Origin of the sequence: Arthrobacter sp. 2MCAF15 (genome assembly GCF_052115605.1) — a bacterium.
Taxonomy (GTDB): domain Bacteria; phylum Actinomycetota; class Actinomycetes; order Actinomycetales; family Micrococcaceae; genus Arthrobacter.
Genome location: NZ_JBFRGZ010000007.1, coordinates 107,448 through 122,095, shown reverse-complemented (window position 1 = coordinate 122,095; position 14,648 = coordinate 107,448). Strand labels below are relative to the sequence as shown.

Genomic DNA, 14,648 nt, shown 5'->3' with positions numbered 1-14,648 from the left:
AGACAGGGGAGAGCCCGTGCGTCGCCGCACGGGCTCTCTGGTTTCATGATCAGTCATCAGGTCTCTCCTTCGCTCTGCGGTTCAGCGAATCAGGCCGGCCTGATGCATGGCGAGGAACGTGTCGTCGCGCATTTGGTCCAGGAGCTGGCCGTTGAAGCGGGATGACTCCCTGCCTGCGGGCTTCCGGAACAGGATCGTATAGAGCTTGTTCAGCATGGTTGCTACCTCCTCTCGGGGATTTGATAGGCGCGGATTAGCGCGGTTAGGGGCAGGTGCGGCGGTGCTGCGGGCTGGAGCAGTAGTCACGGGGACCTTTCGTGGATGGGGATTGCGGGCCGGCCGGGGACCAACCTGGAATGTCCAGGCGAATACAAACGGACGCCTTTTGGGCATGACAAATAGAGCCACAGATGAAATGAATTCGAATAGCCGATTCCAGGCGCGACTAATAGCCGAGAAATTACCCGGCCTAAATTAAGCCGAAATTCCGGATGCCGAGAGATATTCGATGGGAAATGGCCCCTGGACGCGGTAGCGCTGAAAACCCCAACAAGAAGCTGGGTTCCGAACTATGGGGTGTCTGCGCAACCGCGTGGTTCCGCCTGTTCAGGCTGCTGTTACCGGGCTTTCCGCCGAGGAAGCCAGTTGCCGCCGGCCCCGGGGTGAATTACCGGGGCGGGAAGGCGTCAGGAAACAGTCAGTCCGACATTTGGGCGCGGCTCAGCGAACGAGGCCGGGATCGCGGTGGTGGAGTACATCCGTCCGCTAGTCAAAGTAATCATCATTTTCCCAACCTCCTTTTCTGTTCTGCCGTTGCTCCGGCTGACTGGCCGGGCGACGCGCGCCGTGACCCCGGCAAGTCGCTCTGGGGTCAGAAATAAAAATACACTATGAATGCGGCAGTTGCCTACCGAATTCACAAACTTTCTTGGACTTTATTTTGTAAACCGGATTTAGAGTCCCCAGCGCACGATTGCGGGCGTCTTCTTGTCCCATCCCAGCGTGCAGACTTTTGCGGTCCCCAACACGAAATGCCGGCCCTCGCGCGGATCAAGTCCGAGCCAGCGCGCGGTGAGGATACGGGAGAAGTGTCCGTGCGCGACGATCAGTACGTTGTCCAGGCCCGACTCCAGCACGCGGGCCACGATCTTGTCCGCCCGGGCGGCGACGTCGTCGAGCGCTTCACCGTTCGGCACGCCGTGCGTCCAGATCAGGTATTCGGGGTTGTCCTTGCGGATGAGGTCCGAGCTGATGCCCTCGTAGTCGCCGTAGTCCCATTCCACGGCCAGCGGCTCCAGCTGGGCATCGGGGTAGCCGGCGAGTTCGGCGGTCCGGCGGGCGCGACGCAGGGGCGAGGTCAGCACGAGGTCGAAGTCAACGGTCTCGAGCACCCTGCGCGCCTCGACGGCCTGCTGCTCGCCTTCCACCGTGAGGGGCATGTCGGTGAGGCCGGTGTACTGCCCGCTCTTGGACCACTCTGTTTCACCGTGGCGCAGGATCCACAGTTGGGGTCGGGGGCCGTTGGCTGGTGCAATCACTTAGGACTCCTCTGTGGTGGAAGGTTCGACGCCGGCGGGCGCCGCCTCGGGCTGGGCCGCCCACCAGTCCCGCAGGCGGGATTCGGCGACGGCGGGATCGAGCGGACCATGTTCCATGCGCTCTTCCAGCAGGAACTTGTAGGCACGGCCCACGACGGGGCCGGGTTTGAGGCCCAGCATGGCCATGATCTGGCCACCGTCCAGGTCCGGGCGGACGGCGTCGAGGGATTCCTGTTCGCGCAGCGCCGCAATCCTGTCCTCGAGGTCGTCGTAGGCGAAGGACAGCCGGTCGGCCTTGCGCTGGTTCCTGGTGGTGACGTCGGAGCGGGTGAGCCGGTGAAGGCGCTCCAGGAGCGGCCCGGCGTCCGTGATGTAGCGGCGGACCGCGGAATCGCTCCAGCCGGCCTCGCCGTAGCCGTAGAAGCGCATGTGCAGCTCCACAAGCCTGGCGACGGCCTTGATGGTGTCGTTGTCGAAGCGGAGCGCCTTCATGCGTTTGGCGGTCAGCTTGGCGCCCACCATGTCGTGGTGGCGGAAGCTCACCGCGCCGCCGGGTTCGAAGCGGCGCGTGGCCGGCTTGCCGACGTCGTGCATCAGCGCCGCGAACCGCAACACGAAGTCCGGGCCGGGCACCGGGCCGTCCGCCTCCGTTTCGAGGGCGGCGGCCTGTTCCAGGACCTGGAGCGAGTGCTGGTAGACGTCCTTGTGGCGGTGGTGCTCATCGGATTCGAGCCGCAGTGCCGAGACTTCAGGCAGCACCAGGTCAGCGAGTCCGGTGTCCACCAGCAGGTCCACGCCCGCCCTCGGATGCGCGGCGCAGATGAGCTTGGTCAGTTCATCGCGCACGCGTTCAGCCGAGATGATGCTGATCCGTTCCGCCATCCGGACCATTGCCTCGCGGACATCGGCGTGCAGCGACACCCCGAGCTGGGCCGCGAACCGTGCCGCGCGCATCATGCGCAGGGGATCGTCGGAGAAGGACGTTTCCGGCGGCCCCGGCGTGTTGAGGATCGAGGCGTGCAGGTCACGGACACCGCCGAAGGGATCGACGAGCTCCAGCATGGGCAGCCGCAGCGCCATGGCATTGATCGTGAAGTCGCGCCGGAGCAGGTCATCGGTGAGCGATGTTCCGAAGGCCACCACCGGCTTGCGGGACTCAGGATCGTAGGCGTCGGCACGGTACGTGGTGATCTCGATCTGGAAGCCGCCCTTGCGCATTCCGATCGTGCCGAAGGCGCGGCCGATTTCCCAGTAGTTGTCTGCCCATTTTTTGATCAGGGCAACCGTCTGGTCCGGGTTGGCGTCGGTAGTGAAGTCCAGGTCGGGCGAGATCCGGCCAAGGAACAGGTCACGGACGGGGCCGCCCACGAGGGACAGTTCGTGGCCGGCGTCGACAAAGCGCTGCCCAAGCTCCAGAACCACCGGATCCACCTGGAAGGAAACGGTGTGGGAGTCAGTCTTGTGATGTGCGTGCGCCATAGTTACTTAAGCTTGTCAGAAAACCGCGCCAGCACCACACCGGAACCCGCCAGGATCCGGCCGGTTCGTAACGATTGCCGACGAACGGGCGCAGTCCTACTTTCCCGGCCGTCCACTTTCCGGCCATGTTTAGGTCATCAACAGCGGGCAAGAGTCGTTAGAGTGGACATCATGGCCCATCCCGTACCGAGCGCTCCCGGCAGGAGGACAAACGCACCGTTGCCGTCGGCAATAGGTGCCAACGTCGCGCCTGTCCAGCACACGGGCCACGCTTCCCTGCCCACGGTCGAGGAAATTTCCGCCGGAGGCGTCGTGGTGGACATGTCCGATTCCGACCTGCGGGTAGCGATCATCGCCCGTCTCAACCGTGGCGGCCGCCTCGAGTGGTGCCTGCCAAAAGGGCACCCGGAAGGCAAGGAAAGCAACGAAGAAGCTGCCGTCCGCGAGATCGCCGAGGAAACCGGGATCGAAGGCAAGATCCTCGCACCCCTGGGAAGCATCGACTACTGGTTCACCGTGAGCGGGCACCGCGTGCACAAGACCGTGCACCACTACTTGTTGCGTGCCACGGGCGGGGAACTCACCATCGAAAACGATCCGGACAAGGAAGCCGTGGATGTCGCCTGGGTTCCCATCCAGGAGCTGGCCCGCAAGCTTTCCTTTCCGAATGAGCGCCGCATCGCGGACCTGGCCAAGGAAGTCCTCCCGGAGGACCGCTGAACACCGCCTGAGCTACCGGCCGCGGGCATCGATAGCGACTTATGCCCCGCCCGGGTGAGACGATGAAGACGATGTCATCAGCCAAACCCGCCCCCGTCCCCTCCGGCTCCGCCGATTCCAAAGCTGTCCAGCCCGGAGAAGCCCGTTCCAGCGCCATCATGGCCGCCGGCACGCTCGTGTCGCGTTTCCTGGGCTTCGCCAAGACCTGGATGCTGGCGGCCGCCTTGGGCCTGGGCTCTACGGTCAACGACACGTTCATCAACGCCAACAATCTTCCCAACCTGATCTTCCTGCTGGTGGCGGGCGGCGTATTCAACGCTGTCCTGGTGCCGCAGATCATCAAGGCCAGCAAGGCGCCGGACAAAGGCGCGGACTACATCAGCCGGCTGCTGACGCTGGCGGTGCTGGTGCTGCTGGTACTCACGCTGCTGGTCACGGTGCTTGCACCTCAGGTCATTCAACTGACCACCCAGGGCTACTCGCCGCAGCAGAAGGCCCTTGCGGTCTCGTTCGCGTTCTGGTGCCTTCCCCAGATTTTCTTCTACGGCCTGTACGCCCTGCTGACCCAGGTCCTGAACGCCCATGGAGCCTTTGGGCCCGCGATGTGGGCGCCGATCATCAACAACATCGTGGCAATCGCCGGGCTGGGTATGTTCATCGCCATCATGGGCGCCAACGCCGTCAATCCCCACACGATCGACAACTGGGGTTCCACCCAGACCATCCTCGTGGCCGGGTTCTCCACGATCGGCGTCGTCGCGCAGACCGCCATCCTGCTCATTCCGGTCTTCAGGCTCCGGCTGGGGCTCCGGCCGCGCTTCGGCTGGCGCGGGGTGGGGCTGGGCCATGCCGCGAAGCTGAGCGTCTGGACCCTGGCGACGGCCGCCGTCGGGCAGCTGGCGTTCCTGTACGTCATGCGCATCGCCACCATCCCGGGCGCGGAGCGCCTGCGCCTGCAGCAGGCAGGGGATCCGGCGGCAGACTCCATGCCCGGCAACGCCGTGCTGGAGGTGGCCAGCCAGCTGTATCTGCTGCCGCATTCCATCATTGCGCTGTCCCTGGCCACCGTGCTGTTCAACCGGATGACGCGGGCGTCGCAGGAGGGGGACCGGGCTGCACTGCGCAGCGCGCTCTCACACGGACTGCGGACCATGGCAGTGGCCACTGTTTTCGGGGCGCTGGCGCTTTTCGCGCTGGCCGGACCGCTGGGCATGTTCTTCTCCGGCGGCGTGCGGCAGGACGGCGTCATGCTGGCCCAAACCCTCACTATCCTGGCCCTCAGCACCCCCTTCATGAGCGCCAACTTCATGATGTCGCGGGTTTTCTACGCCAACGAGGACGCCCGGACGCCGTTCTTCATCCAGCTGGTGCTGGCCCTGGTCAACGTGGTGGCCGCTTTCGCGATCCAGTTCCTGGCGTTCGACAGGATCATTTTCGCGATCGCCATCCTCTACACCGGAGGCAATATCCTCTCCGTGATCGTCAGCGCGTTCTTCCTGCGCCGGCTCCTGGGCCATCTGGACGGCCCCCGTATCGCCAACTCCTACATCCGCATGGGCTACGCGGCGCTCGGGTCCGCCCTGGCCGGAGCCGTGGCCCTGTGGCTGCTGGGCAGCTACAACCCGGACGGCTACGCCTGGAGCGACCGGATCGCCGCCTTCGTGACGATCGTCGTCGTTGGCCCGGTGATGCTGGTTGTCTATTTCCTGCTGCTGAAGGTCTTCCGGGTCACCGAGCTCCAGGACCTCCTGCAGCCGCTGCTTGGCCGGCTCCGTCGCAGGGCGGCCGAGCCGGTTCCCGAGGCGGGCACTGAGCCGCAGGCAGACGGCGCAGCAGAAGTGCGGAGGGCACCGGAGCGGGCCACGATCTCCGTGGATACCGGCCTGATTCCGCGAATTTCCGGTGGGTTCGACGCCGAATCGTTCCGCGCCGGTCCCGACATCCGGGAAGAGGACTCGTTCCCGTACGGCCGTCCGGCCGGTCCGGAGGGCGGCTACCTGCCGGCCGAAGACCTGCCCAGCACCGCGCTAGGCGGTTTGGGCCGGGGCGATGCTCCCTTGCCGGGTCGCCGGACCTACCAAGGCCCGGCCGGCCACAACCCCTATTTCCCGTTTAGCCGGAAAAAGAAAAAATAAAGCCCTGCTCCGTTTCAAACCGCCGTGCTCACACGGCCTGGACAGAGCATCGGCTAGGATCGAAGACTAACAAGGGAAGTTGCGGACCAGCGGTCAACCGGCTTACCGGAGGGCACACGGTCGCTCTCAGAGTGACCACGTCGGCAGGTCCCGGACAGTCTAGGAGGAGCCCGTGTCCCACCCGATCGATGTCGGATCAGTACTCGGTGGCCGCTACAAGGTCACTGCCACCGTACTGACCTCACATGACCAGGATCTGGTGCTGGACGGTGTGGACCAGGTGCTCAACCGTCCCGTAAGCATCCTCGTCGCCGGGCCCGGCAATGCCGACCAGGTGGCCCAGAGCGCCCGTGAAGTGGCCACCGGCGAACGTCCGGGCCACGTGCAGATCCTTGACCTCGGCGTCAGCGATTCCACCACGTATTTGATCACCAACCACACCTCCGCGGCGGACCTGCTGGATCTTGTGGTGTCCTCCAACCCGCCCTACGTCGAGCCCTTCTTCACCGACACCCTGGGCAGCGAGATCTTCGGGCAGGCACGCTCCCACGAACCCGAAACCTACGACGGACTCTACGACGACGAGGAAGTCGACGCCGGTTACATCGACTACGGGAAGACCCAGTCCGCAGCCGGCCAGCAGCCGGTTTCCCCGACGGCGCCGCCCGCCGGGGTACCCTCCCGGCCCACGTCTGCACCGTCGGCCGTTACGGGCGCGGCGGCAGCAGCGGGAGCCGCAGCCGGGGCCGCCAGGTCTCCCAAGGCATCCACAACCGCGCCGCAAGAGACCGCGGCCCACACAACCGCGCCGCAGCCCGTCCAGGAAGGCACAGCGCCCCGCCAGGCCGTGCCGGCCACGCCGCGGCCGGCGACAGCCGCGGCGCCTAAAGTTTCCTTGTGGTCCGAGGACGACTACACCGGCGAGGACTACGCCGACGCCGATCAGCGCGGTGGCGGAGACCGCCACGGAGGCGCAGCTGCCGCCGGACTGGCTGGAGCCGGTTACACGGCCGCGGATCGGGCTCCGGGCCAATTCCCCGCGTCTGCCCGGGCCCAGGTCGACGAGGACGAGTACGAGTACGAAGAGGAACCGCCCAAGGAACCGCGCTCCATGCGCTGGCTGGTGGGTGGCCTGCTGGCTGCCGTGCTGGTGGTGGGCCTCATCTTCGCCGTCACCAACCTTGGCAGCCTCTTCAAGAGCAGCCCGCAGACGACGACCGCCGCGTCCTCCGCGCAGTCCAGCGCACCGGAACAGTCGACCGGGCAACCGTCGTCGACCGCCAGTGAGGCACCTGCCGCCGGGCCGCCCGTCATCGATGACGTGACGCGACTGGGCAACTTCGACTTCGCCGGAAATTACGACTCCGACCTCGTCAAGACTTTTGACGGCAACGGCGCAAGCTACTGGTCCGACATGGAATTCGCCACCGACGACTGGGGCGGCCTCGCCTCCGAGGTTCCGCTGGTGGTCAAGCTGAAGGACCCCTCTAAGGTCTCGTCCGTCACCCTGAGCCAGCTGGGCGCCTCCGGCGGCAGCATCAGCGTCTTCACCAACGACAAGCCGTCCCTGGACGGCGCAAAGCAGATTGGCAGCAACAGCTTCACCTCGCCGGATCTGACCATGCCCCTGGCCGAACCGGTCACCGCGGAGTACGTGATCGTGTCCATCAAGACACTCCCGAAGCTGGCCGCTCCCAAGACCCGCTACGGCTACGGCCTGCGCCTGGCCGAGATCAAAGTTCAGTAGCCGAACTCGTCCGTTGGCGGCCCTGTCACGCGGGGCCGTCTCCGGCCCCGGCGCTGGCAACCCGGTACCCTGAGTAGTGGTGTTGCTCCGTGACGCCCATTTCGGCCCGGAATATTCAATGCCCGGCAAGAGTTGTGCCATGTGGCCGGCCATCAAGGCGGGCGCATCGACAAAGGAAGAGGTTCACCGTTCAGTGAGCAACGCAGAAAACACTGCCTCCGAAGTACGTGATGTCATCATCGTCGGCTCCGGTCCGGCGGGCTACACCGCAGCGGTGTATACGGCGCGCGCGAACCTGAAGCCGCTGCTCCTGGCAGGCTCGGTTACCGCCGGCGGCGAACTGATGAACACCACGGACGTGGAGAACTACCCGGGGTTCCCCGACGGCATCATGGGCCCGGACCTCATGGAGAACTTCGAGAAGCAGGCCGCCCGGTTCGGCACGGAGATCCAGTTTGAGGACGTTACCGAGCTGGACCTCGACGGCGACATCAAGACTGTCACGATCGGCACGGGGGAGACCTTCAAAGCCCGTTCCATCATCCTCTCCACCGGCTCCGCCTACCGTGAACTGGGCTTGCCGAACGAGAAGCGGCTTTCGGGCCACGGCGTCAGCTGGTGTGCAACCTGCGACGGTTTCTTCTTCAAGGACCAGGACATCGCTGTGATCGGTGGCGGCGACTCCGCCATGGAAGAGGCACTGTTCCTCACCAAGTTCGCCAAGTCCGTCACCGTCGTGCACCGCCGCGACACCCTCCGGGCCTCGAAGATCATGGCTGACCGCGCCCTGGCCCACGAGAAGATCAATTTCGTCTGGAACTCCGGCGTCGAAGACGTCCTGGGACAGGACAAAGTCACCGGATTGCGGTTGAAGAACCTGGTGGACGGCGCGGAAACCGAACTGGTCGTGACCGGTGTCTTCGTGGCAATCGGCAACGATCCGCGGACCGACCTGGTCAAGGGCAAGCTTGAGCTGACCGCCGAGGGGACCATCGCAGTGGACGGCCGTACCTCGAAGACGAGCGTCCCGGGGGTTTTCGCTGCCGGCGACGTCATTGACCCGACCTACCGCCAGGCGATCACTGCGTCGGGTTCCGGCTGTGTTGCGGCTCTCGACGTCGAGCACTACCTCGCAGATTTCCACGCCTAAACGGCGCGCAGCAAACCACCGAAGAGAGAGACAAGGGTTATGAGCAACGCAAAAGACGTAACTGACGCAAGCTTCAGCACTGACGTGCTGGCCTCCGACAAGCCTGTCATCGTCGATTTCTGGGCCGAATGGTGCGGCCCCTGCCGCAAGCTTGGACCGATCCTTGATGAGATTTCGGTCGAGTACAGCGAAAAGGTCGATGTGGTCAAGGTGAATGTTGACGACAACCCGGCCATCGCCGCCGAATACGGCATCACCTCTATCCCGGCCGTCTACCTGTTCCAGGGCGGCGAGGTCAAGAGCACGGTGATCGGCGCCCGGCCCAAGCAGTTCTTCGAAAAGGAATTCGCGGACGTCCTGTCCTAGGTCCAGCTTGTAGTCAGCCCGCTGTGGGCTGACTAAAAGTGGCCCCTGCTTCTCGCGGGGGCCACTTTTTTGTTGTGCTCCAGTGCCCCGCAGAGAGGAGTGGTCGGGTACTGGTGGGCCCGAGGTCGCTTGTCGATCCCACCGGGCCAAATTGCAAGCGACGAAGGTTGCCCTTGGAGATGGTTTTCTGTAGGCCGACCATTCTCGCTGAGCGATCGAATTTTGCGTTGAGGGAGGCTCCGATCCACCATCTTTTTCTGTTGGTCGGGCAACGGACTTCCTTGATTACATGGCCTGTCGGCGTGTTTCACGTGAAACATGATTCAGTCCCCGAATTTTCGCGGCTTGTGACATCCTGGACGGTCAACGGAGCACTTGTATCGGATACTGATTGGCTGCCGGCACGAGATCGTGCTCCGATCAGCAAACCGGTGGTTTCCGGCAGTCGAGGTCTCTTCGCGGAATCCGGGCGGATCTGGGTCGAATTGGGCTAGAAGTGTACTGGCCCCGCGGTGATGGAATACGCGGGATCGGTGCTCGTTTCACGTGAAACATTCACTGCTCACGACTGACTGCATTGGCGGAAGTGGTTGTCGAGCGCTGGGCGTGCCGCTGCTCCGGCAGTGTTTGAAGCAGCGGGCGATGTGACATGTAAGGCCTATCGCCGTGACCTTCGTTTGCACATCGTATGTTTTGCAAGTGATTTCGAGGGCGCCTTTTGTCCGGTTCCTCACTTCGGGATGGAACCGAACTATTGCGAACGCGCCAGCAGCTGATCGACATTCGGTGGTGAGATTCGATCGTGCTTTGAACTTGCAACCGGAGGGCCCTTCGATCCGCACCGCCCAGGCCTGATCGATCTCGGTCCTCCGGCAGGTCTGGGGGAGACTGTATAAGTGAAGTTCAGACCATAAGCGCTTCAATGCGACGACAGTATCCGTCACCACACCGGACGCACGGGCCGAATGGTTGACGATGTTTCACGTGAAACACTGCCACACGGTGGCGGAGAACTGAGAGGGGAATCCACGGACAAGTGCACCTTCTCGGACAGTGGTGGCTACAAAAAAGGGGGCAACGGAGCTTCGACATCCTATGTTTCACGTGAAACAGTCATGCAGTCGGCCGCTAAGCGGCTAGGGACCTCGAATGCAAGTGACAGTTGACTCTTAGATAATCCAGTGGCCATATTCTCTGTTTTGTTGTCCAGCGTATTTGTCGGCCGGGTGGGAAGCTTGGACTCATCAAGCCAATGCCTACCCGTTAGTTCTCCACGACTATCCAGGGGAGAGCTACTCCCGGGGGTGCAACCACGCAGTCCGCGGGAGCGGACACTGACAAAGCCACGACGAAGTGCGGGCGAAGTAGAAACTCATGGCCCGCAGTCGATGTCTCACAGCACTATCTCTCACCTATCCCAGACTCCGTTCCTCCGATTTCCAAGCCCACTTTCAATGCTGCTCCACGGGAGAAGCACGCTGCTCCTCCACGGTTCAGGGGCAGAAAGTTGGCGCTGCTCCGTTTCACGTGAAACATGGCGACCGATTCGGCCCGGCCTGAAGGTAGGCAGGCGCATACACAGGCCGTTGCCGCGGCGCGGCCAGCATCAATCTCTGTCCGGTTCTGGCCGCCGCGGACCAGAGCGAGCCAGGGAGAGTTGGCCCGCAAGCGGAGTCAAAGCGGCCACCCAGGGGGAGCACTCGGCCTGAGCTCAGGCCGCCGCCTACACCTGCGGGCCATCCCACCCTCGGCCAATGCAGGAGCCCTCAGGCCAGGACAACTCCGCACCTGGGCTCAGCAGCAAGAGGCGGACCGTGGGCCGAATCCGTCAGGCAGAACAGTATCGACCGCCGGTTGCTCCTCGGCGTCAGTGTTCCCTTGCATCCCGAAATGCCAGAACCTCTACGGCTTGCGGATCCAGCCCACGAACTCCGGCGTTCGCACTGCTGAAGCAATGTCCACGGCGCTCGGCTCCCTTTCAGTCCATCGCTGATGGGCGACCGGCGGTTGGCCTTCCTTAGTGGTTTGCGAGCAATCACGTTCACTCCGGCTCCCATGATCAGCATTCAGCGTCCGGCTTTCAGCAGTTTGGCCGAACATCGCGCCGCCGGCTCACGCGAGTTCGGGTCGCGATCCTCGTGAGTCTCCGTCTAGATGACCGGTAGTTGGGGGACCGCCTCGACTGCATCTGCCTCGACCGCGGTCCAACGGGTCCGTCCTCCCACCTTGTCGATCACAGTCTGAGCTCCCGTCGACAGCCAGTTCAGCACCGGTTGGTAGATCAAATGCTGGGTCCAGGCTCCCAACCAGTTCAGCAGAGGTTCGTCGATCAAGGGCTGAGCTCACGTCGTCAACCAGTTCAGCAATGACTGGTCGATCAAGTGCCGGGTCCAGCTCTCTCATCCGGTCAGCAACGGTTCGTCTATCAGCGGCGTACTTTCGACCGGACCATCGGGGCATCCTCGTCCCTGGACTAGTTCGCTAGCGGTCCCGTCCCCACTCCGCCTAAGCTCTGTCACGGCCCATGAACCCAGGCTTGCTCCGGCGGTCAATTTGCTCCGGGGCTGATGAAGAGCGCACAGCCCCTGCCGGTTCGTCTCCCGAACAGTGCCCGGAGTTCCTCTGCGGTGGACAGAGACGACCTTGACTCCTCCCCATCTCCCAGTTCACGTCAATCACCCTCGCCGCCGAATGGCACTCTCGAACGGCCCTCCGACAACACAGTCATGGCATCACGTCTTCCTTCGCCCTGCCAATCTTTCACGACCATCTCGGCCCTCGGGAGGGGAGACTACGGATTCCTGCGCGTCCAACCGCGAAGAACCAGGGGCTTCAGAAGCAAAGGGCTGGTGCTCCGCGGTCATCGCCCGGACCATGGCCGCTGCCCACCAGGACGGGAAATTAGGGGTCACGGAGGCCCCTCGCTCATGCAGTCCGGGCGCGTCCAGACGACCGGGACTCTTACCGACTCGCCGATTTCCACCGTGTTCTCCACAGAAGTTATTCACATGGTTATCCACAGGGTCTGAGAGATTATTCACACCCGTTTCGAACTGGCCAGGAGCCGTCAATCGATACCCCCGACGCTGCCTCGCAGGCGAGTGCCCTCGACGACATAAAACGGTCGGAAGAAGACGCTAAGCGTTCGGGCGGTGCCGCGGAGAGAACAGGCCTTAGAGAGCGGGTATTTAACCCTAGGACGGCGATTTGGTACGTACTCTCCGCTGTTTCTACGGTAGCTGGCACAGTGGGGGATCTTGTTTCACGTGAAACATGTCACGGGCAGGGATATCCAACGCTTACGCAATTGCCTCGATCTCGAAGGGACCTCCGGTACGACCGTCGTAGCGGGCCGGAGCCTGTGGGTAATCCACAAAGTTATCCACAGCAATATCCACCGCTGTATCCACCGCCGAAACCGCCCACGTCAGACAGGGGCACGTACCCGAAACGACCCCTGGCGCTCACTCGCTGCTCCGCCCAAACCGCATGTCGCGCGCCCCGGGACATCGAAGTGACAGCTCATTTTTGCAGCGGCGGACCGCAGTCCCCGCACGCACGTCGCCGCTCCAGACGGTGAGGCCGAGATGCGCCCCGTCTGACCGAGCCGCTTCGCAAAGCGGCGTGGGCACCACATCGGTACACAGCCCCAAGGGTCGGAGGCACCAGGAAGATGAGCGGCTTCAACCCCAAGGCCAGACTCATGGATGCCCGCGTCCCGACCCCATGCGGGGACGCTATCTGCGTGGAACCCTCGCAGTGCGACGTCGCTTCAAGCGTCGACCGCTACTCTCGTTGGCATTGTTCGATATGGTCTCGCCGCAGACGGGAGCTGCGACGCGGCCATCAGGAGAGTGGCATCCCCGCCCGCCGCACCGTCGAACAGGCGGCCGCGGAGTACAAGCATTGGACGGGGCGCTGCCCTCGGAAGGGAGCGGATGTGCGCTGCCCTCGGAAGGGGGGCGGATTCGTGCTGCCCTGGGAAGGGGGTGGATGCCGGTATGCCTGCCGGACGCCATTCGCTCGCTCAGTCATCTGAAGGCTCCCTTTGCCTTGCACCGCCAGTCGATGGCCGGTACAGAGGGATCACGCCATCCGCGGCTTTGCCCAGACTGCATAGCGCCTCGAGGCTGATCATCGCACCGACAGGTCAGGTGGCCAACCTCCCAGCCGTCTCGAGAGCAGGTATGACCCCCGTACCTTTCTGCTCAGTGATGAGCACCATCGTTCGGCACGGCGACGGCGCCTACCGTAAGTGCTCAACCAGCGCTGCGGGGGAGGCACACATGCCACGGCTCCTCGAGTCGTCCACCTCCCGGCCGGCTCGGCTTGTCACTGGGGGCATCGTCCGACGCCTCGTTGTGGTCAGAGGTGCCGGCCCCGAGGGTGACCATTCTTGCTCCACGGTCCCACGAGGTCTCGTGGCAAGGAGACCATAGGAGCCATCGTCCAAGGGGAAGGAACGCCGTTCCCCGGTGGTGGGCTGATGCGTAAAGTTCGATCGACGGACTTATGGAACGAACAGGTTCCCGGGACAAGAGTTGCCTAACGAAAGGCGATCGCCGACCCAGCCCGCGAGTCGGGGGACAGGGAGCTACCGAGCAGAACGCGATTGTGGACCCAATCGGGGAGTCGGGGCCTGCAGATCCATCCGGGCGTATCAGCCAGGCGCCAGACGAGTCGCGACACCCCGGACCGTCAAGTGGGTGACCATCTCCCGGGGGCATCGAAGCCGTCCTGGCATCTCCATAGGGGGCTCCCGTCCGGCCCACTAGACCGACGATCAGAGCCAAACGGAGACCTGACCAGGAAGGGTCCCAACATCAAGAACAAGCAGAGTTGGCACATGGCCTCTGGGGCGGTGTGGTGACGGAGGGCTTGCGGCCATGGGCAGGAAGTCGCGGACTGGACGAATGGATTGAAACCTCAGCTCTCGGCGCGTGGTCGATAGTAGTGATTTACGGACGGCGGAGGCTGGCGGATAGCAGGTGGGCGAGAGCTCCGTGTCTTGCTTGTCTCAACTCTGGGCACGTAGACGAGAGTTGCCGGCTTGGGGGCGCGACGGGAAATCAGCGTTCGGCACTGTGGCGAGACTCAGTGTTATTCGTGGGAGTATCGACTCAGGGCACGAGGGCTACAGCCTGGTGTTTTACAGAGGAAGCGTAACGCTGGTGAGTTCTCCCTACTCTGCCAGACCGTAGCACCCACACGCAGGCTCAACCTCATTCGACCAGCGCCTCGAACGCCTACCGTTTGGGTCTGCTCGGCCGGCACACATCAAGCGACTTGCAGGCCTTGGGGGGTCTCCACGGGCGCGTCTCGGCATAAGGGAACGCTGGAGGGCACGCTGGAGGGCACGCACGAGAGGCGAGACGTTGCCCGCTCCATTGCCCTCCAAGACTGACCACACTCCGTGGGCCGCCGGCATGCGCCGCATCCACTGGATCCACTTCGCCCCCTTGCGGTCCACAGGTGCAACGCAATACAGCCAGCGCACTACGACGAAGTGCAGT

8 protein-coding genes are annotated in these 14,648 nt (G+C 63.6%); 5 read left to right on the top strand and 3 right to left on the bottom strand.

The window, feature by feature from the left end:
* Positions 1-81: 81 nt before the first annotated feature.
* The 3 genes from AB4089_RS10275 to AB4089_RS10265 form a co-directional block, all read right to left on the bottom strand.
* Positions 82-216, bottom strand: a complete 135-nt coding sequence (locus AB4089_RS10275) for a hypothetical protein (RefSeq protein ID WP_441409181.1) — start codon at positions 214-216, stop codon at positions 82-84.
* A gap of 737 nt (positions 217-953) precedes the next feature.
* Positions 954-1,538 (bottom strand): histidine phosphatase family protein, encoded by a 585-nt coding sequence (locus AB4089_RS10270; protein WP_441409180.1) that lies wholly within the window; start codon positions 1,536-1,538, stop codon positions 954-956.
* Positions 1,539-3,017: a CCA tRNA nucleotidyltransferase gene (locus tag AB4089_RS10265; RefSeq protein WP_441409179.1), complete on the bottom strand. Its 1,479-nt coding sequence runs from the start codon at positions 3,015-3,017 to the stop codon at positions 1,539-1,541.
* A 171-nt stretch (positions 3,018-3,188) separates the two neighbouring features.
* Here AB4089_RS10265 and AB4089_RS10260 point away from each other — a divergent pair, with 171 nt between their 5' ends.
* The 5 genes from AB4089_RS10260 (at position 3,189) to trxA (ending at position 9,135) form a co-directional block, all read left to right on the top strand.
* Positions 3,189-3,737 (top strand): NUDIX hydrolase, encoded by a 549-nt coding sequence (locus AB4089_RS10260; protein ID WP_441409178.1) that lies wholly within the window; start codon positions 3,189-3,191, stop codon positions 3,735-3,737.
* 71 nt (positions 3,738-3,808) lie between these two features.
* Positions 3,809-5,872, top strand: a complete 2,064-nt coding sequence (murJ, locus tag AB4089_RS10255) for a murein biosynthesis integral membrane protein MurJ (RefSeq protein WP_441409177.1) — start codon at positions 3,809-3,811, stop codon at positions 5,870-5,872.
* Between the two features lie 172 nt (positions 5,873-6,044).
* Positions 6,045-7,619 (top strand): ABC transporter substrate-binding protein, encoded by a 1,575-nt coding sequence (locus AB4089_RS10250; protein ID WP_441409176.1) that lies wholly within the window; start codon positions 6,045-6,047, stop codon positions 7,617-7,619.
* Between the two features lie 193 nt (positions 7,620-7,812).
* Positions 7,813-8,769 carry a thioredoxin-disulfide reductase gene (trxB, locus tag AB4089_RS10245; RefSeq protein WP_441409175.1) on the top strand — a complete coding sequence of 319 codons (957 nt, stop codon included), beginning with the start codon at positions 7,813-7,815 and terminating at the stop codon, positions 8,767-8,769.
* A gap of 39 nt (positions 8,770-8,808) precedes the next feature.
* The gene (gene trxA, locus AB4089_RS10240) at positions 8,809-9,135 is read left to right on the top strand and encodes a thioredoxin (RefSeq protein WP_091248528.1); all 327 of its coding nucleotides are present in this window, start codon (positions 8,809-8,811) and stop codon (positions 9,133-9,135) included.
* The last annotated feature ends 5,513 nt before the right edge of the window (positions 9,136-14,648 follow it).

Coding starts and splice junctions, on each gene's coding strand:
- AB4089_RS10260 (WP_441409178.1), top strand. CDS start 3,189: ATGGCCCATCCCGTACCGAGCGCTCCCGGCAGGAGGACAAACGCACCG.
- AB4089_RS10265 (WP_441409179.1), bottom strand. CDS start 3,017: ATGGCGCACGCACATCACAAGACTGACTCCCACACCGTTTCCTTCCAG.
- murJ (WP_441409177.1), top strand. CDS start 3,809: ATGTCATCAGCCAAACCCGCCCCCGTCCCCTCCGGCTCCGCCGATTCC.
- AB4089_RS10275 (WP_441409181.1), bottom strand. CDS start 216: ATGCTGAACAAGCTCTATACGATCCTGTTCCGGAAGCCCGCAGGCAGG.
- trxA (WP_091248528.1), top strand. CDS start 8,809: ATGAGCAACGCAAAAGACGTAACTGACGCAAGCTTCAGCACTGACGTG.